The sequence below is a fragment of the Chitinophaga sp. 05T412 genome (assembly GCF_056396465.1).
Genome location: NZ_JBFTLN010000017.1, coordinates 159,913 through 179,457, shown reverse-complemented (window position 1 = coordinate 179,457; position 19,545 = coordinate 159,913). Strand labels below are relative to the sequence as shown.

The 19,545-nt window shown below is 44.2% G+C and carries 15 protein-coding genes; 7 read left to right on the top strand and 8 right to left on the bottom strand.

The genetic code is table 11. From position 1 onward, the window contains the following. Positions 1 to 4 precede the first annotated feature (4 nt). The 7 genes from AC1DFM_RS29775 to AC1DFM_RS29745 all read left to right on the top strand — a co-directional run bounded on the left by AC1DFM_RS29775 (position 5) and on the right by AC1DFM_RS29745 (position 6,659). Positions 5 to 121, top strand: coding sequence for an integrase core domain-containing protein (locus AC1DFM_RS29775; protein ID WP_477078152.1), 117 nt, complete (start codon positions 5 to 7; stop codon positions 119 to 121). Between the two features lie 298 nt (positions 122 to 419). After that, positions 420 to 851 carry a hypothetical protein gene (locus AC1DFM_RS29770; RefSeq protein ID WP_477080430.1) on the top strand — a complete coding sequence of 144 codons (432 nt, stop codon included), beginning with the start codon at positions 420 to 422 and terminating at the stop codon, positions 849 to 851. A gap of 422 nt (positions 852 to 1,273) precedes the next feature. Further along, positions 1,274 to 2,638, top strand: coding sequence for a Fic family protein (locus tag AC1DFM_RS29765; RefSeq protein ID WP_477080429.1), 1,365 nt, complete (start codon positions 1,274 to 1,276; stop codon positions 2,636 to 2,638). Between the two features lie 213 nt (positions 2,639 to 2,851). Continuing rightward, a complete protein-coding gene (locus tag AC1DFM_RS29760; protein WP_477080428.1) occupies positions 2,852 to 3,343 on the top strand; it encodes a hypothetical protein in 492 nt (163 codons plus the stop codon). A gap of 177 nt (positions 3,344 to 3,520) precedes the next feature. Continuing rightward, positions 3,521 to 4,429, top strand: a complete 909-nt coding sequence (locus tag AC1DFM_RS29755) for a helix-turn-helix domain-containing protein (RefSeq protein WP_477080427.1) — start codon at positions 3,521 to 3,523, stop codon at positions 4,427 to 4,429. A gap of 81 nt (positions 4,430 to 4,510) precedes the next feature. Next, complete coding sequence (locus AC1DFM_RS29750) at positions 4,511 to 5,512, top strand: aldo/keto reductase (protein WP_477080426.1); 1,002 nt, start codon at positions 4,511 to 4,513, stop codon at positions 5,510 to 5,512. 76 nt (positions 5,513 to 5,588) lie between these two features. Then, a complete protein-coding gene (locus AC1DFM_RS29745) occupies positions 5,589 to 6,659 on the top strand; it encodes an SMP-30/gluconolactonase/LRE family protein (protein ID WP_477080425.1) in 1,071 nt (356 codons plus the stop codon). Between the two features lie 62 nt (positions 6,660 to 6,721). Here AC1DFM_RS29745 and AC1DFM_RS29740 read toward each other — a convergent pair whose 3' ends face one another. From AC1DFM_RS29740 to AC1DFM_RS29705, 8 genes are read right to left on the bottom strand one after another with little or no spacing between them, the layout of a single operon-like run. Continuing rightward, entirely contained in the window at positions 6,722 to 8,320 is a 1,599-nt protein-coding gene (locus AC1DFM_RS29740; protein WP_477080424.1) for a LamG-like jellyroll fold domain-containing protein, read from the bottom strand. A 5-nt stretch (positions 8,321 to 8,325) separates the two neighbouring features. Continuing rightward, positions 8,326 to 9,417, bottom strand: coding sequence for an alkaline phosphatase family protein (locus AC1DFM_RS29735; RefSeq protein ID WP_477080423.1), 1,092 nt, complete (start codon positions 9,415 to 9,417; stop codon positions 8,326 to 8,328). 26 nt (positions 9,418 to 9,443) lie between these two features. Continuing rightward, positions 9,444 to 10,748 (bottom strand): DUF5690 family protein, encoded by a 1,305-nt coding sequence (locus tag AC1DFM_RS29730; protein ID WP_477080422.1) that lies wholly within the window; start codon positions 10,746 to 10,748, stop codon positions 9,444 to 9,446. A 43-nt stretch (positions 10,749 to 10,791) separates the two neighbouring features. After that, positions 10,792 to 12,018, bottom strand: coding sequence for an NAD(P)/FAD-dependent oxidoreductase (locus AC1DFM_RS29725; protein WP_477080421.1), 1,227 nt, complete (start codon positions 12,016 to 12,018; stop codon positions 10,792 to 10,794). Positions 12,019 to 12,041: 23 nt separating this feature from the next. After that, entirely contained in the window at positions 12,042 to 13,487 is a 1,446-nt protein-coding gene (gene phnY / locus AC1DFM_RS29720; protein WP_477080420.1) for a phosphonoacetaldehyde dehydrogenase, read from the bottom strand. A gap of 8 nt (positions 13,488 to 13,495) precedes the next feature. Then, positions 13,496 to 14,734: a phosphonoacetate hydrolase gene (gene phnA, locus AC1DFM_RS29715; protein WP_477080419.1), complete on the bottom strand. Its 1,239-nt coding sequence runs from the start codon at positions 14,732 to 14,734 to the stop codon at positions 13,496 to 13,498. A 27-nt stretch (positions 14,735 to 14,761) separates the two neighbouring features. Beyond that, positions 14,762 to 16,270 (bottom strand): SusD/RagB family nutrient-binding outer membrane lipoprotein, encoded by a 1,509-nt coding sequence (locus tag AC1DFM_RS29710; protein ID WP_477080418.1) that lies wholly within the window; start codon positions 16,268 to 16,270, stop codon positions 14,762 to 14,764. Between the two features lie 18 nt (positions 16,271 to 16,288). Beyond that, a complete protein-coding gene (locus AC1DFM_RS29705) occupies positions 16,289 to 19,408 on the bottom strand; it encodes a SusC/RagA family TonB-linked outer membrane protein (protein ID WP_477080417.1) in 3,120 nt (1,039 codons plus the stop codon). Positions 19,409 to 19,545: the final 137 nt, after the last annotated feature.

Below are 19,545 nucleotides of genomic sequence, written 5' to 3'. Positions count from 1 at the left end.
GTTTATGGCTGAGGAATGGCAACAGGATTACAATATGGAGAGACCTCATAAGTCACTCGGATATCTGTCGCCTGTAAAGTATGCCCAAAAGCAGCTCGAAGCCAAAATCTCTAATCCCTAGTGGCCTAGTTTTAAGGGAAGCTTACATAATGATGCTGAGTCAGGCTGTGCTGAATCCTGGCAAATAAAGATAATCAGTTAGATCGCTAGCTTCACACACCCTGATGGTGGAATTGATAAACACGCGGGAAAGGTGGATTATCGCAGCAGTGAGTTAATCATAGCTATATATAGCTAGTTTACATTTATAATGAAAGGCCTAAATTAGAGTGGACAGTATAATTAATGTAGCATCGCAACCCTCAAAATCACTGTAGACATTATTTCCTTCTTATCTATTAACTCCTAAAAAGCACATCATGAAATATATAGTCATGTTTATTGCTGTAATTTTATCAGTAGTTACGTTTTCAACTACTAACGCTCAACAGAAATATTACAATCTGTACATCGATAAGCTTATTATGCATCAGACACCGCAAAGTGGAACCTGGTTATTCTGCTTCCAGGCAAAATCTGATTCAGAATCAGAAGGCGTTTTTCATATTCCAGATAGAACCTATGAAAATGATGGCATCACCATTGACATGAAACTTAAGCTCTCAGATATTCTCCGCGGGGAGAAAATATCATTTAAATGCAGGTTGGATGACGATGAAGCCGACGTCTGTGCAGAATCAGCAGAAGACAAAAGTAATGGAGATTTCCTGGCTAAAACGGAAGGATCAAAGCAATTTTCTTTTGACAACTGGTCATATACAATTTATTGGCATTTGGAAAAATCCGAATAGGGCTTGAAACAATTCAGTGTACTAAAAATCTAAATCGATATTGAGAACCCTTGCATATCTACTAAACCATTATACTGTCCACTCACTGGAATGACTACACGAAAAAAATATCAAGCAGGGATACTAAAAGGTCCAGTAACATAAATTATTCTTCATGGGTAGTCTTTCTGAAAAATTAAATATAATTATTAGCCGGGGCCACAAGAAGTGATATCTCTTTACTTCTCAAAATCACTTCTGTTATATATCTTCTGTCCTTACTTTAATTCATTAATTCCAGATCAATAATTGTAATATTTAGGACAAAAAATGTCCTAAACTGAAATATGAGGACATTTTTTTGTCCTAAAAACGATTATTTTGTCAAAAAATCGCTTTTTCACCCAATTTTTGTCCTAAATTTGGAAAAATGACATGGTGTTATGGCCTCTGTTTCCACATTAAAGAATGCTGCCCTTTTCAAGGCGATTGAAGAATTTCCGGATGGAGCTTCTTTTAATGAGATTATTTCCACAAGTGGCCTAAAGTTAACACCCCGCACATTTCGCCGGAGATTAGATGAACTTAAAAAAAACGGGCAGATAATAACGTCGGGGGTTGCACGTAACCTCCGCTACCATGTAGTTGATAAAAATTCAAGGGCCAATAAGTCCCAGTCTACTACGATCATTTTATCGGAAGCTGCTCAAGAGCTATTAACAATCGTACAAAGCCCTATTCAACAACGCCAGCCAGTTGGATACAACCGCAGTTTTCTGGAAAAATATCAACCAAATATCAGCAGTTATCTATCTTCATCAGAATTACAAAAATTGGAATCATTAGGTAATACAGCCAGATTAAATGAACCCGCAGGTACTTATGCTAAAGAAATTCTTAACCGATTATTAATCGATTTATCATGGAACTCCAGTCGCCTGGAAGGTAATACTTACTCCCTCCTGGATACGGAGCGGCTGATTTCTTCTGGGCAGGTTGCAGATAACAAGTCGGCAAAGGAATCACAAATGATCCTGAACCACAAGGATGCTATTGAATTTATTGTACAACTGGCAGATGAAATCGGATTTAACAGGTATACGCTGCTAAATCTTCATTCACTTCTATCTAATAACCTTCTTCCAAATGCGGCTGCCTCAGGAAGATTAAGACATATTCMCGTAGGCATTCAAAACAGTGTCTATACACCATTGGCTGTCCCTCAGCTCATTGAAGAGATGTTCGATCTAATGCTTCATAAGGCATCTCAAATTGAGAATCCTTTTGAACAAGCATTTTTTATCATGGTACACATACCCTACTTACAACCCTTTGATGATGTGAATAAAAGGGTATCCAGATTAGCCTCTAATATTTCTTTGAATAAACATAACCTTGCACCTCTATCTTTCATTGATGTACCGAATGAGTTATATACAAAGGGCTTGATGGGTGTTTATGAATTAAATAGGATTGAATTACTAAAGGATGTTTTCATTTGGGCTTATGAACGCTCAGCGGCTCAATACTCCGTACTCAGACAATCATTAGGTGAACCTGATCCGTTCCGGCTTAAATACCGCGACCAAATCCGGGCCATCATTAGAAAAATAATATCTGAGGCAATGCCAAGACAACAAGTAGCCCCCTTTCTACAGGACCAGGCAGAAGAACTACCAAAGGTAGATAGAGGTAGGTTAATCGAAGTCGTAGAAACAGAATTATTATCGTTACATGAAGGGAATTTCGCCAGGTACCTGGTTCGTCCCTCTGAATTCAAGAGATGGCAGGATGAATGGAAACGTTAAATACCAGCGGCACGAACACGCTCAGGGTACAAATAGATTAATTACTATCCTAAAATAGGTATAAGTGTTATAGGTTTATCATTGCCGGTATCGTCGGCTCCATTTTTAATCATATAATTAGTCGTAAGCTCAGGAGTAATGGGTGAAAGAAGCATCAGCATGAAGATGGACATATAAAAATTAAATTGTCACTATAGCCCTAAATTTCCGATTATGAAAAGATTGATTGGTGTTGTTTTCATCTGTTTATATTCCATTCTAACTACCAGCGCTCAACAAAGCAACAAAAGCGGAGAAAAAGATGTAGAGCAGCTATATAAAGTTTTAAGTAAAAACCTTAGGTACCCGCAAAGACTTTATGACAACAAATCAACGTCATTGTTTTCTGTTAAGTATCTCATTTCTCCAGAAAACAAAGTAGAATCTATTATTCCTTCAAAATATACACCGGAGGAGATGAAGGATAAACTCAAGGATAAAACGCTATACGATGGCATTAACTGGAAATCAATTTTCAATAGGGAAATCAGGCAAGGAGACTATATCATACTTCCCATTTCCTTGTACAGAGAAAATGATAACTCAACAACTATTATTGAATACACCATAGATGATCTTTTCAATTTTTCCGAAAATAGAACACCTGTTATGGATGGCCTCCTGCTACAACCTTTTATTATGAAGGTTGGCGAAACAAAACATTAAAATTGGAAACCTTAAAGCCTAGATAACCCGCACAATTAGCTTTTTTGCAGATATTGTTTGAGAACGGCATTGAACATTTAACCCTTTAGTCGCCTGATGCCATTCTCCCAAAACGTTTTTACCAGATATCGCAATCTCTCCTTTTGAAATCATGTTTGATTTTTATAATTTTATATAATGAAAACGACAGAAAGTGTTGAAGATTTTTACAAAAGACTACCCAAAGAGGTTGCCACACAGCAATCCACCAATAATGCGGGCATAGGGCATTTTAATGTCTTCTGCCGGGACGCTTGTTCCGTTGTTTCGCCTTATAGCCGCAGGGATTTTTACAAGGCATCTCTGATCATAGGAAGGGGCAAGCTCTATTATGCCGACAAGTGGGTACAGATAGACCGCCCTGCCATGCTTTTTTCAAATCCGGTAGTCCCCTATTCCTGGGAACCGGAGTCTGAGCAGCAATCGGGATGGTACTGTCTATTTACGGAAGGCTTCATCCAGCACACGGAACGCGTAGAAAGTCTACGGGATTCCCCGCTCTTTAAAATAGGGAGCAATCCCATTTTCTTTCCCGACGAAGCACAGCTGCAGGAGATTTCTGCCATCTTTCAAAAGATGATGGCGGAAATGGCTTCCAGCTATGCTCAGAAATATGATGTGCTGCGCAGTTATTTGCACCTGCTGATCCATGAGGCGATGAAATCCAATCCAGCCGACAATTTTGGCGCATATGCCAATGCCTCGGCGCGGGTTTCGGCGCTATTCCTGGAGCTACTGGAGCGGCAATTCCCAATAGATTCACCATTTGCAAGTCTGTCACTGAAAACGCCCGCTGATTACGCTCATGCGCTGTCGGTGCATGTTAATCATCTGAACCGCGCTGTAAAGGAAACCACAGGGAAAACGACCTCCGAACAGATTGCTGCCCGGATAGCTAAAGAAGCGGGGGCACTTCTGCAACATACCGACTGGAATATTTCAGACATCGCATATGGTCTGGGATTCGAGTACCCGTCGTATTTTACCAATTTCTTCAAAAAGCACACGGGCATGTCGCCCAACCAACTTCGCAATATAGCTGTTTGAATAGTGTAAGTATTCGTTTGATTGTTATAAACAAACGATGTCTCCCATTTCTACTTTTGCATAGAACAAAATTTAATGATCATGCAATACAGAAATCTGGGAAAAACAAATGAACGACTGTCAGCTATTGGCCTTGGCTGCATGGGTATGAGCTTTGCTTACGGCCCGGCAGATGATAAAGAAAACATAGCCACACTTGAAAAGGCATTAAATCTGGGCATCAACTTTTGGGATACAGCTGATATGTACGGCAATGGAGCCAATGAGGAGCTGATTTCAAAAGTATTGGTCCCTAACCGGGAAAAAATATTCATCGCCACAAAGTTTGGCTTCCGGTTTAAAAATGGTGTTGCAGGGCATAGCGGAACACCCAATACATTTGTCGATGGTTCCCCTGCCTGGATTAAAACTGCCGTGGAACAAAGCCTGAGACGCCTGAAAATTGACACCATTGATTTGTACTATGCCCACCGGATTGATCCGAATGTACCAATTGAAGAAACAGTAGGCGCTATGGCTGATCTGGTCAAAGAAGGCAAGGTCCGTTATATCGGCTTGAGCGAAGCTTCGCCTGCTTCCATCATAAAAGCAAATGCCGTACACCCGATTACAGCGCTGCAAACCGAATATTCATTGCTGGCCCGTGATGTAGAGGGCGAAATTCTGAAAACTACCAGGGAGTTACAAATCAGCCTGGTTCCTTATGCTCCCCTGGCAAGAGGACTATTCTCCAATGTACTCGATCTCAATAGTCTCGCTGAAGATGATTTCAGGCGGACATTGCCGCGCTCTCAAGGCGAGCATGCAGCAAATAATGCGCGGCTGGTTGCTGATTTCGCGCTATTGGCAAAAGACAAAAACTGTACTCCCGCCCAGCTGGCGTTAGCCTGGGTACTTGCGCAGGGTAATGATATCATCCCCATTCCCGGAACCAAAAGGAGAARATATCTCGAAGAAAATGCCGGTGCAGTTGAGGTTCAATTGACCGATCAGGAACTGGCATTGATTGATGCAATAGCTGCGAAATATCCTAACATAGGGGCCCGTTAYAGCGAAGGCGCCATGGCAATGGTTAATCACTGATCACCTGCTTTTCAAATTGCCGTTCCTACATGCTGAAAACAAGGGGCTGCTCACCAGAGAATTAATACACGAATTAATGACAAAAAGATATATCACAAGGTTACTGCTGGTGATTATACTCTTGCTAACGCTGGGTTTCCGCCCAAAATTGATGGCACAGGATCAACCAGCGCGATTTCTGACTGGTGTAGAAAGACCAGAGGACCTGCTCCAATTACCAGGGTCTCATTGGATCATTGTCAGCTGCTACAGTCCATCTACGACTACATCCGGGAAGCTGATGGCGATTGATTTGCATAAACAGCACGCAGCGCCACTGGAAGTTTTTCCAGGACCAGTAACCTTAAAAAACGGGAAGCCATCGGAGAATAATCCTATTAACAACCTATTCAGGCCGCATGGAATTAATTGTCTGCAAACCGGGATAAACCGGTACCGGCTATTTGTTATAAACCATGGAAGCAAAGAGACCATTGAGGTTTTTGATGTTGATTTACGTTCCGGAAACCTGCAGATTACCTGGAGCAAAAGTCTCGGGCTTCCAACAACTGTATGGGCCAATGGAATTGTGATATCTCCGGACGAAACGGTTTTCGTGACCAGTATGTACGACCCTGCAGATAAAAAGTTCATTGACGAATTCGAAGAGGGCAAGCCTACAGGGCAGGTTTGGAAATGGACGGCTAACCACGGATGGCAAACGCTCAATGATAAATTGCTATCAGGGGCCAATGGCATTGAAATATCCAGGGATGGGCAAATGCTTTATGTTTCGGAATGGGCAAAGCGTCGATTATGGAAGTTTTCACTGAATAAAGCTGTCGTTGATTCCTATATCCAGTTGGATTTTCTCACCGACAATTTACGCTGGACGGAAAAAGGGAATCTGCTCATAACCGGTCAAAAAACAAGTCCAGCTATTCTTTTCAAGGCGCATTCGCTCCAACAGGAAGAAGGTGGTAATCAATTTTCAGTAGCGGAAATTAATCCAGTAACATTTACTGCTGATTCCCTGATTGATGGAGGCAGCAGGGACTTTGGATGGGGCACAGTAGCCATCGCCGTTGGAAACGAAATTTGGGTAGGGAGCTCTCTTACCAACAAAATAGCCTGTTACAAAAGTTCTAGAATGAAAGCAGCAAGATGAAACCATTTTATGAATAAGCTCCCGCTACAACAGCGGGGGCTTATTCATCACTAAATCACTTTTTACTTCTCTTCCACCCAATCAAAAACCGTCATCACTGCGGCGTGATCCGAAGGAAACATTACCGGGTGATAATCTATTACCCGCGACTCAATAGGATGCAGCTTTGCTCCCTGGTAGTAAATAAAATCGATCCGGTCTCTCAGGCCATACCGCGTGGAAGCCGTGGCCGCACGCGGAGTCCAGGTGAAACCAGGATCTAACAGTGAATTAATATGCAGCTTACGGTAGCTATCCGTAAACCCTGCATTTAGTACTGCCTTACTCTCCGGCCATTCCACCGCAAGACCATAATGAATAGCGCTGGTAGCAGGTATCCAATCAAGATGTGAACCCATGTTGAAATCGCCTGCCAACAGTACCGGAATACGGTGTGCATTTTTAATAAACGGTTGTATATTTTCAAGGATACTGGTTATTTCAGCTTGTCGTGTTTTGGTTTCATCCGCTATCAGCTCCGCAGGTAGCTTGTGTTTATTCACAATGCTATCTCCATAATCCGGGAGATAATGCAGCCAGGTATTAAAGTAAACAAGCTCTCTTCCCGGAGCCAGCTTCAATGTAGCGCCACCACTATTGAATGGCTTATCCGAAATAAAAGTTGTTGTAAATGGATATTTACTGAGGATAGAAAGATTGGAGCTAATCAGGTAAAGATAATAACCGAGTGAATMGGCAATTACTTCACCTGAGCCATACGTTTCCACCAGGCCAATCACATCCGCATTGGTGGATTTAATCGTTTCTATCAGTCGTTGCAAGCCTACGTACTGGCCGTAACGATGGCCCCCGTGCCATATATTCCAGGAGAGTACTTTCAGCTGCCTGGGCGCCAATGTTTCACCAGCAGGCGTTCCCGGGAACCAGGTAGTGTATAACTGGTGTATGGCTTCCGGCATGACCGTCTGATTCCAGATTTTCACCTCATCAATAAAGCCATTAAAGGCATTCCATTGTGCATTGGAACCATATTCCCATTTTTCATCTGAGCCGCCGATTACCGTAGCATTTTCACTTTCAAAGCTTCCTGCACCGGGCGTGTTGTAAATGGCTACGTTACGGCCATCAAAATACATCCATACTTCCTGTTTATCGCGCCTTACTGTAAAAGCGATCTGATGCCAGGCGCCATCATTGATCCTTTGCCGCGGAGCGGTAGGCTTGTAATCGTATCGGTTTTTGCCATCATTTAACAGTAGCGCCCAGGCACCATTTTCCTGTGAATAGATCTGCCACCCTGAGGTGGCAGGATCATCTGCTTTCTTATTTCCCATTATGGGAGTTCCCATGAGTGCGCCGGGCAACGTTTTCACCCATACCTGTACCGTAAAAGGTGCGTTGCCATTAAATGACGGCAGTGCCGTTTTATCTGGTTTTACCGGCCGCCTCAAAATGGCGTTAGCAGAAAGATCCAGGGCATAACCGTTCAATCCTTTTGCAAACTGTGGCTGCTGCAGGTCAACAGTATATACTGCTTCCGAATCTGCCAGAACAGGATATTTAAAATTATTGTTGTCAAAATCGAGGGTATATACAGGTTGTTGTGCAACAAGGGTTGTAGCATATACCATACATGACCACATCAAAAATATTTTCTTCATCATCATTATTTTCCTAAAACACTGGTCACCGCTTCTCCTACCGGATGTGTGCTGGTGAAGTTAAAACCGAGAAAAGCAGCAAGCGTTTTCGCAAACTGGTCCTGGTAAAGTTGTTGTGCTGTTTTTATTTCTCCCGATGGAGCTGTATCTGGTCCCAGTACCATCAGCCAGGTATCGTTGGCATGAGGAATAGAAGCGCCGTGGCTGGTCCACTGATGGTCATCACCGCGGCCGTGATCTGGTACAATGATAAAGGTTGTTTTATTGTGGTAAAATTTATCTTCCTGTAATCCTTTCCAGAGGTTGGCAATCATGGCATCAATATTATGGATGGCTTCGAGGTAAGCATCATATTTTCCTTCGTGTGCGTACTCGTCGGTATCTGCCAGATCAAGATACACCACCCGTGGATGATGTGCGAAAATATACGACCGTGCGATGGCGTATGTGTTTGCATCCAACCGTTCGCCATCTCCCCAGATCTTTGGTGCATAATGTTGTGTTTCACTGGCGAGCTTTTCCGCTTCAGAAAGATGTTCATCCGTAAGATTATCAAAGGGAATATTCACCAGCATACCACTACGATTGCGATTCACAATTTTCGCTACTGCATCCCATGAGGCAAACGTCACTACCTTGCCTTTAAACCCCTGTTGTTTGTTGAGGAATTCGAGTACCGTTTCATTAGGATTATCCGGATGACCATTTGACGTAATAGCCGGATCGGCATATCCGGAAAGGGTTTCAGCACGACCGGGATAAGAGATCCAGGCTTTATTACGTACATTCACGTTGTTACCCAGATCACGGTTACCGTAAATTTGTCCATGTTGTGCGATATAATTCCAGGTAAAAGGCATGAGCAGTTTTCTTCTCTCCTCCGGATCTTCTGTCCAATATTTCTTCAAATTACGGGCAGTATCTTCATTATATTTCTTATTGACCAACAATGCATGTTCTGCTCCTCTGAACAGTTCTTTCCAGCGATAGCCGTCGATGGAGATATAGATAATATTTTGCGTGGCATGTTGCTGTTGCGCCCTTGATGACAGGCCCACTGTTAATCCTGCCAGGCATAGTAATAATTTAATTTTCATTGTTCTGTAGCATTAATTTTATTGTATTAAGATGAGATAGCAGCGGATGCGGCAGCTGTTTGATGCTGTTGGTTTGCTTTACGATAAAAAAACAGCGCGGTGAGCACCAATACTCCGATAGCAACGGTTGTTTGCAGATAGGAAAAATTTACCAACATGGTTGTCCAGCTATGATTATGATCCAGGCATTCCTTATACAGCAGCAGTCCTACGCTACCCATATAGCCAATGGAATCACAAGTATATACAAAAAAACCTGCATTAGCTTTTATCCGGAAAACGGCAATGAGTCGTTCAAAAATCGCGATCTGAATGGGAATATATGCCAGAAACAATCCCATACCCAGCAGCAGCATCCACCAAAATGGTGTTAGCCAATGCAGTTGAAATAAGAGTGTGGAGCATCCACTTAATACAAGGCCGGCAAAGATTAATCCGAAGGTACACCAAAAGGCAGTGATACTTTTTTTGATGGCCGACAAGCAACCAATGGCAACAAGGACGATAGCGCCGGAGATACTTTCTGTTTTTGCAAATACATCCGGGCGCCAGCCTTTATCCAGTTCGCTCCATACCTCCACGGAAAAATTGTCCCTGAAATCCCGCAACATGGTTAGCAGCGCGTAGACGATAATGATCCCTATAAGTCCCCATCTATACTGACGCCATATCTTTTTCTTATCTTCTTTATTCATTGGTAATCGTTTAGATCTGGCCTGAATATCCTTTTCTGTTGGCGCAGGAATTACAGACAGCATCCATACAAAGAGAAGAAAAAAAGGAAGGAAGACCAATCCTACTATGGCCGGCATCCAGAATTCAGTTAGAAATGGGAAGATACTATGTACCTGGAGATAAATCGTTTTCAAAAACCCGGAAGAGATGATCAGGCTGGTGCTCAGTCCCATGCTCAGCACTTCTGTAAACCGTCGTCCTTCCAGATAACTAAAAATAACGCCCCATACCATACCCAGTGGAAGACCATTCAGGAAAAGGCAAAAGAAATTATATGGCGCCGGTACCATCCCGAATAACACCAGCGATATTTCTGCAAAAAGAATAAGACTGATAATCAGCTTTTGCCTGTTAGCAGGCTTTAGTTCCGCAATCACCTTGATACCAATGAACTTTGATACCATATACCCCAGTACCTGTGAAATAATCAGCACCACCTTATAATCCAGGAAGCCAATACTATAACCGGTATAAGTACCGGTATTAAATGGTTTCCGGAAAGCATACATGCAAAAGTAGGTACCGAAAGCTGCCACCATGCACCAGCATACGAAGAGTAAATCAGAATTTTTAAGTAGTCGTTGTAACGGGTTCATATTGCCGGTTTAGTTGTTGAAAAGATATACTTCTGCCGGCGGATCAACCGCTTTTCTTTAAAGATCTTGCCATGGCACATTTATCAAGCCACTCCCTGCTGAAAGGATCTATTTTCCCAAACCGGCCGATGTCAAAGCTGTTGAAATCGTATGGATTTGGATGACCGGCAGCCATTTCAGCAAAGGCATATCCCACACCACCTGAAACAGCGATCCCCGCCCCCACGCAACCAGTGGCCATTAGCAGATTTTCCTTACCAGGTACCTTCCCCATAGAGAGATTATTATCTGGTGTATAACCTGAAAATCCTGCCATATAATATTTGAGACCGGTTTCATAAACACCAGGGAAGAAGCGGGCCAGTCTTTCTATCACTTCCGACAAATCCTGCATTCCCTTATCCGGACTGAATACGAAGTTGCTGATATCCGCAGGTATCTCTTCCGGTGAAACACTGAATGACTTTTTCTCTCTGATACCAAACAGGAGGCTGCCTCCTTCGGGCCGGGTATAGGCCTGTGCATCCGGTAACAATACGATGGGAGCTTCGGAAGGAAATATAGCCGCTCTTTCCGTGATCCAATACTGACTTCTTACCGGCGCCATTGGCAAGCCTACACCTGCCTGTGCCGCAAACAGCGGCGCCCATGCGCCTGCCGCGATAATCACTTTATCCGCGCGTATCTCACCGTCTTTTGTGCGGACACCAGTGGTTACATTGCCGTCCATCAGCACCGTAGTTACTTCAACTCCCAGCCGGATATCGGCGCCTTGCATTTTTGCACAGCGGGCATAAAAGGTGCCCAACAAATAAGGATCACAATAAGCTTCCTGTGGAATATACCCGATACGTAATACCTCGTCTGTTTTCAGCCATGGTGCCCGTTGCCGGGCTTCCTCCGGTGTAATGTAAACACATGGCTCATTAAATTCCCCGGCAATTGACATTAATTCTTCCAGATCTTTCACACTGCYTTCAGAAGCCGCCACATGCATCACGCCTACTGTTTTCATATCCAGGCTTTCTCCCAGCTGTTGTTCCATTTCCGCTACGGCGTGGTAGGTTTCGAGCGACAACGGTATAAATGCTTTCTTTGGGCGGATTCTTGTCATCAGCGCTGCCGCCCGGCTGGTGGCTGCATTGCACAGCTCATTCCGTTCCAACACTACTATTTTCTTTCCCGGATTATTCCGCGTATAATAATAGGCGATAGCACAGCCGAAGACACCTCCGCCAATTACTACCACATCTGCTTTTTCAACGTTCATGTTACTGTTTTTATGATTAAATACTACCAGGGAACGGAGCAGGTTTTAAGGAATGAGAAACATTTGATCGCTTCTATCACTCCTTCTTTGATGCCCAGTCCTGAATCCTTTACGCCACCAAAGGGAGAGCTTTCAATGCGAAAACCGGGTATTTCATTGATATTCACGGTACCTACTTTCAGTTCCTTTATAAAGCGCATAGCATATTCCATATTACTGGTAACGATACCGGAAGATAAGCCATAGGCGGTTGAATTCGAAAGTGCAATCGCGTCGTCGATATCGGTGAAGGTCATTACCGGCGCCAGCGGACCAAAGGATTCATTCACTACAATGGCTGCATCACGGGGAACACCGGTAAGGATAGTTGGTTCCAGTAATGCGCCGGTGCGGTTGCCTCCAGATAAAATTTTTGCACCTGCTTTCACCGCATCAATGGTAACCCGCTCCAGGTAAATAGCGGCAGCTTCGTCTATTACGGTTCCTATCATTGTTGCCGGATCTGACGGATCACCACAGGTATACTCTTTAGATTTGTGTAAGAACTTTCTGATAAAATCATCGTGGATTTTTTCATGGACCAGGATACGTTTTACAGCTGTGCAACGTTGTCCGCTGTTGCGGAAAGATCCCTCTGCTGCCAGGAGCGCTGCCAGGTCCAGGTCTGCATCTTCCATGATAATAAGGGGATCATTACCCCCCAATTCAAGAATTACTTTTTTGTATCCCGCTGTAGCCGCAATACGTTTTCCAACGGCTACGCTACCGGTAAAAGAAACAATATCCACCAATGGGTTTTTCACCAACGGTTCTGCCACTTCAGCCGTATCGCCCAGTAATACGCTCAGCATATGTGGCGGAAGCCCTGCTTCGTAAAGCAGTTCTGTTGCTTTAATGGCAGTAAGTGGCGTTTTCTCTGAAGGTTTCAGGATCACGGGCGTACCGGCTACAATGGCGGGGGCAATTTTGTGCAGCACCTGGTTCAGTGGATGATTGAAAGGAGTAATGCAAACCCCCAACGACAGCGGCTCCCGAAAGGTGAGTATCTTGCGATGTTTCCCTTTTGGGGAAACATCGCAAGAAAACAGCTGTCCATCATCTTTCAAACATTCAATAGCAGCAAACAACAATACATCGTGCGCCCTTTCGGTTTCATACCTTGCTTCCCGGATAGCCAGTCCTGCTTCCGCGCTGATCAGCTGCGCGAAATCCTCCTTCCGTTCCACGAGTAAATGCCGGGCCCTTTCAAGGATGGCATACCGCTCATAGTGCGTTAACCGCGTATTATTTTTCAGCGCAGCAGCTACAGCAGCTTCCACGTCGGGGGCAGTAGCAGTATGAACAATACCCACCACTTTATTATTATAAGGACTTTTAACTTCCAGTTCCCTTCCCGGTTTCACTTTTTTGCCGGCTACATAGCAACTGAGCTGCATTACATCCGTTGAGTTAATTGTAACTGGATCCATAGGGGTAGTTATTTTGTTCCGTTGATAAGAAAATCGAACACGTGAAAATTTCTAGGGTCTCCCGCTGCTTTCATGGCGTAGGCGGCATTGAGCGGATGCGACAGGATCATGGATACCATTTCCTCGTACCTGCCACCATGTGATCGCAATGTGCCATCCAGCGCAGAAAGATCATGGTACTGAGGGCGACGTCCTACCACTACATCACGTGCTGAAAGCACTACGAGATCGCCGATGCGGTCTTCCGGTTGTTCCAGCAGCCGTGCCGCTTCTTTTTTGTCATACACCTCAGTGATACCGGGTTGCGCCGCCAGCCATTCTTTCACCGGCTGTATCTTCGTTTTATCATCTACATGTACCACTACATAGGAGCCTAATGCGCCGTGGTGTTTAACATACGGGTCTGTAATGGGGCAAATAACCCTGAAGTGATTTCCAAACTGTGCCTCGAGTATATCTTCCACGAATAGTACGTTGGGCTTGCCATGTTCATCCACTTTAGCATTCATTCCGTGGTCAGGCGTAGCGCCGATCATGGCGCCAGTAGCCAGTAGGCGCCCCAGTTCCGTATCTATGGCTTCATAAAAATCCAGGGAAGCTATCGCTTCCGGTGCGTAGGTATGCTGCATGTAATCTGTCAGCGAGAGGTAGAGAAAATCTGCCATTCCCTGTTCTATCAGGGCTACTCCGGCACGCAGTACAAAAAGGCTGGCAGCAGCACTGTATATTTCAGGTGTTGGATGCCCGATGATCTCTTCTACCTTTTCAATACCATGTGTATCCATTTTTGCCTGCGCCGCTTTTTCTGCAGAAAATGCAATGCCTTTCATTTTATGCGAAAGGATATCCCGCAGTTTTTCTTTAGCAGTTACCACCGCTACCTTTCTGCCCGCATTGGCAGCTGCAGCAAGAATCGTATCTGCGCGCAGGTATTCTGCCGAGTTCATCATGATCTCCTGGTCTTTCTTCTCATCATAAAAAAAATTACCTGAGATACCATGTACKGCGGGTGATACGCCGGTTACAATAGAGGAATTATTTACGTTGGTAAAAGAAGGTAAAGCACCTCTTACCAGCCCCCTGAAGCCTGTAACAATCATCCGCTGGAGGTTAGGCATTCTTCCTCTTGCCAATGCAGCATTATAATATTCATCTGCTGATCCATCCATACAAATTACCACGATGGGTTTTGAAGATGGGTGATACGTTTTACCATTTACTGAAAACGCGGTTGTTGAAATATCCATAGTTTTGATTTTATAAAACGGTTCACATTATTTAATCAGCCACATGACATCATTCCGCGTATCAGATCCGGCATATTGCCTTTGCAGTGATGTTTTAAGATTGGATTCATTGGTGGTATATTCTGATGTAGGATATGCCCAACGCATGGGGATCTGGTTATTGTTTCCGTTGGCCGGGCCAATATCAAACACTGGCAACCCTGTTCTGCGAAAATTATAATAGGCCTGTCTGCCGGAGTTTTCAAAGAAAGCAACGTATTTCTGCAACAGGATCTGCCGGAGGCCCTGCGCATTATTACCCACATAGTTATTACCAGGCACGAGGAAGTAATTGGCGATATCGCCAACGCCTACCCCATAAAATTTCATGGAAGCGGTAATACCCTTTTTGAAATGATCGGCCGCATCGCCGGTCACCCATCCCCTGTTAATTGCTTCGGCTATGGAGAATTCAGTTTCAGCAGCACCCAACATGATATTGGGAATACCGGCGGGAGAAGCCTCCCAGTAATCAAAATTAATAGTCGACAATTTACCCGCTACTGCCTGGGATTTGAGCGTAGTTTGCAATTCACCGGTTTTGCCACCGCGGAAAGAAGTAAACTTAGTGGCATAAGCCGGGTCACCACTATTTTTTGCAGAATCAGTAGGGTTGGCCACAATAAAAACACGGGGATCGCTGGTGGCGGTAAGAATACTCATATAAGTATCTCCGATATTATTGCGGAGGTCCTGTTTGACCACAATACCATTACTGGGCCATAACGGGTAATAGTTAGAGGTGGTGGTGCTGTTGTACACCAACTGAAGATTATCTTTATTATCCAGGATCACCGGGTATTTCGACGGATTATTCACCATCGTGGAAAACTGCTGCTGCACATTCAGATCAGGCGTATCAGCGGCTCTTTTACTAAGACTGATCAGCACCCTTAACTTGTAAGAGTTGATGAGCCGCTGCCATTTTGAAAGGTCTCCGCCATAAAAAAAATCTCCACCAACTGTTAGCGTGAGTTGTGTACTAATATCTGTATTGGCTTCTTCCAGCCATTGCAGACATTGTTTATAAATATTTTGCTGAGGATCGTAAGCTGGTTGAAAAACGCCATCTGTACGTCCTTTTAAGGCGTCCTTCATAGGAATTTCGCCCAACATCTGTGTCATTTCCACGAAGAAATAAGCCCGGAAAAATTTCGCAAGCGCCAGGTATGGTTTACCAAGCGTACCCAGTTTTGTGGCTTGTGCTTCCAGTTGTAATACGTTACGTAGCTGGTCGTAACCCGCGGTAGATCCTGTTCCCCAGGTATATGCCTGGTTACCGTAATAGTTTTCGTTGATCACCATAAACTGGTTGTTACGCTGGTCTGTGCCCCAGGGTGATTCATTAATATTCAGGAGAATACCTGTAAAAATCAGTTGCGCATTTGGATTATAAATAGCAGATGGATTCTGCTGAAGGTCTGCTATTTTTTTGCAGGAAGAGGCCAGTAAAACTGCTACCAGGCCAACGGAGAATATATATGTTACAGCTTTCATGTTGATGTGGTTGAACAGTTAGAAGGTGAGGTTTAAGTTGATCCCAAAGCTTTTTACAGAGGGCGTTTCCAGTGCAGATACGCTTCCTGTGTATTGATCAAGATCCATGTTCTCGGTACCCTTCCCGGTGAAGTACAATAGATTTCTACCTACTGCGGAGATGCTGGCATTATGTATAAAATGAGTATGTTCCAACATAGCAGCAGGGAAGTTATAAGTAAGCACCACTTCTCTCAGTTTCGCGTAGGTACGGTTGCGGGCAAGGTTATAGCCTGACTGATAATAATTCCGGGCCCATGTTTGCCAGAGTACGGGTTTATCGTTAGGCGCCAGTACCCGGGTATCGGTTATCACCTTTCCATCCTGGTCGGTACTAAGCTGTCCGGATACTATTTTCTGTCCGGTGGTCATTACAGAGCCTTTCCAGTTCGGATCATCACGATGGTTCCAGTCGAGCAGCCGGTATGGGCTGGCCGACGCAGGTTCTGTGCCGGCGCTCCATTGGTAGCCGTCCAGGTAGTTGTTGATCAATCCGCCGAAACGACCGTCTAACTGGAAGGAGAAGCTGATTGATTTATAGCGGAAGCTGTTATTCAGGCTGGCTTCAAATTTATTATCTATATAGCCGATGCGCGTGGTATAGGGATTATAAGCGGGTAATCCATTGGTACCAACAATCATTTCTCCTTTATTATCCCGTTGGAAGTCGGTGATATAATAGGCATCTGCACGTTCTCCCAGGTGGATGTTACCATCGCGGGTAAGCACTCCGTCTATTTTATCCAGCCAGCGATGGGTAGTAGACCAGTTGGCGAGTACATTCCAGGAGAAATTTTTATATGCCACCGGTGTACCCGTCACCGTTAGTTCCCATCCTTTGCGCAGATAAGTGTATGCATTCTTCTGAATGGTATTTACACCAGAGCTGTTGGAAACAGTCACATTGACAATACTGGGGCCTTCAATATTGCGATAACGGGCAAGGTCAAATCCCAGGCGGTTATTCAGGAATCTTGCTTCCATTCCCACTTCCACCGTTTTAATTCTGGAAGGAAGTATGTCAGGATTATACAGGGTCCCTGAATAAGAAACACCGACATTATTATTCCACCTGGTGCCATAGGTAGAATAAGAAGGCAGCAGGTTATACAAGTCATCTGGTTCCTTACCAAGATCTGTGGCTACGTTAGCATAAGCACCACGTACTTTCAGGTAGGAAATAGCTTTCGGTAGTTTTACCATGTCTGAAACAACGGCGCTCAGTGATACAGAAGGATAAAAGTAAGTATCATTCTTTTCCGGGAGTGTAGATGATTTGTCAAAGCGGCCGGTAACACTCAGGAAGAGATAATTTTTATAGTCCAGGTCCAGGAAGCTGTATCCACTGGATACCTGTTTGGATGCTTTCGTATTCGATGGAGAATTAGGCAATACAGAGTTGGATAAGGTATATACGCCAGGCACTACGAGCCCTCCCAGTGTGGCGCCGAACATTTGTTTATAGGAAAGTGTTCTGAGGTTGCCGTAGAGTGCTCCGTGAAAATGGAAGTTCCCATAAGTATCAGAATAATTCAGGGATGCTTCCGTGTTGTTTTCCCATAGTTGTGTATATGATTCTTCATAACCTCCTACTGTGTTATAGGGAGAATAGAAAGTACCGGATACCGGGTAGCGGGTGGAACGGTTCAGTGTATAGGTACTTACGTTGGTTCTTGCGCTGAATTTAAATTTATTGCTAATGGAGTAATCCATTTTCACATAACCATAGAGGTCATCTTTATAATATCCGCGCAGGTTTTCATAAGCAACAAACCATGGATTGTTATAGATGGTGTATTCGCGGTTATACACCTGTATACCTTCTTTTCCGGGTTGCCAGTAGTTGCGCAGATCGCGTACATCATAGTCTACCCCACCCCATATGGTCATCAGGTAAATAAGGCTTTGGGGGCCGTATCCCAGTGTGGGATAATTTTTAGTGTATTGTTTATTGTAGTTAATGTTTGTTTCAAAGCGTACTTTGGAACCTATATTCAGGCCGCCGTTGAAACCGAAGTTGGTGCTGGCTACCTGTGTATTGGGAATGGTTCCCTTCTGATAGGTTTGCGATACAGAAAGGCGCATATCTCCTTTATCGTTGTTGGCGGAGATAGCGATATTATTGGTACTGAGTAATCCATTGCGAAGGAAATTTTTCAGATTATTCTTTCCTCTTGCCTCCCAGGGAATGGGCACCAATTCACCGGTAGTTGGATTTACCGGGCTATTATATTGGGGGATCAGCTGCCCTTCGAAGCGTGGGCCCCAGATAAAATAATCGTTATCGTTAATACCGCTGCCTTTACCATCTTTAAAAGCATATTCAAAGCCATCGCCGGCGCCGTATTCCGTTTGGTATTTAGGAATGGCATTGTAGCCTGTTTGCAGTTGGGTACTGGAGTTAAAGTCAACGGAAAATCCACGTTTATCTTTGGTGCCTCTGCGCGTAGTGATGATGATAGCACCATTGGCACCGAGTGCGCCATAAAGTGCTGCCGCACTGGCGCCTTTCAATACAGAATAGGATTCAATATCATCTGGCGCAAGGTTCCAGGAATCCGATTTTACGATCACGTTATCCACAACAATCAGTACGCCGGAGTGGCCACGCAGCAGTATGCCGGGATCTCCATAAAGGTTACTGCTGGTAGCTACGGTAAGACCTGCCACTTTACCGGTCAGGGAATTGATGGCATTAGGTTCACGTGCTTTTACCAGGTCGGCGCCCTTTACTTCCTGTACAGCAAAACCAACGGCTTTCTTTTCTTTTTTTACGCCCAGTGCGGTAACCACTACTTCATTGAGGCCGCCTTTAGATGGCGAGAGTTGTACTTCGAGCGATTGTTCATTGTTGACAGTTACTTCTTTCGCGGCATAGCCAATAAAGCTGAAAGTGAGGGTGCCGGGCACTTTCATGTTAATAGTAAAATTTCCTTTCAGGTCGGTGATCGCTCCTTTTCCGGAGCCTTTCAATACCACCGAAACACCGGGTAGTGGCTGGGCACTTTCATCAGTTACTGTTCCTTTAATTTCCTTTTGTGCAAAAGCGGCAGGCAACGCAGCCCATAAGCTCAGGGCGAGTAAGAGCACTAATTTCATGATAGTGGATTTTGGTTTTTTCATTAATTGATCACTGAAACGTGGCTAATGGCTGACGGATGAAATGGCAAGTAATTAAACTTTTGTTAAGTAATATTAAACATTAATTTTGAGAAATGTTTATTCATACTAAACTT

What these genes read in the sequence shown, in the direction of transcription:
- AC1DFM_RS29775 (WP_477078152.1), top strand. Translation starts at nt 5, where the DNA reads ATGGCTGAGGAATGGCAACAGGATTACAATATGGAGAGACCTCATAAG.
- AC1DFM_RS29770 (WP_477080430.1), top strand. Translation starts at nt 420, where the DNA reads ATGAAATATATAGTCATGTTTATTGCTGTAATTTTATCAGTAGTTACG.
- AC1DFM_RS29760 (WP_477080428.1), top strand. Translation starts at nt 2,852, where the DNA reads ATGAAAAGATTGATTGGTGTTGTTTTCATCTGTTTATATTCCATTCTA.
- AC1DFM_RS29755 (WP_477080427.1), top strand. Translation starts at nt 3,521, where the DNA reads ATGAAAACGACAGAAAGTGTTGAAGATTTTTACAAAAGACTACCCAAA.
- AC1DFM_RS29745 (WP_477080425.1), top strand. Translation starts at nt 5,589, where the DNA reads ATGACAAAAAGATATATCACAAGGTTACTGCTGGTGATTATACTCTTG.
- AC1DFM_RS29735 (WP_477080423.1), bottom strand. Translation starts at nt 9,417, where the DNA reads ATGAAAATTAAATTATTACTATGCCTGGCAGGATTAACAGTGGGCCTG.
- AC1DFM_RS29730 (WP_477080422.1), bottom strand. Translation starts at nt 10,748, where the DNA reads ATGAACCCGTTACAACGACTACTTAAAAATTCTGATTTACTCTTCGTA.
- phnY (WP_477080420.1), bottom strand. Translation starts at nt 13,487, where the DNA reads ATGGATCCAGTTACAATTAACTCAACGGATGTAATGCAGCTCAGTTGC.
- AC1DFM_RS29710 (WP_477080418.1), bottom strand. Translation starts at nt 16,270, where the DNA reads ATGAAAGCTGTAACATATATATTCTCCGTTGGCCTGGTAGCAGTTTTA.
- AC1DFM_RS29705 (WP_477080417.1), bottom strand. Translation starts at nt 19,408, where the DNA reads ATGAAATTAGTGCTCTTACTCGCCCTGAGCTTATGGGCTGCGTTGCCT.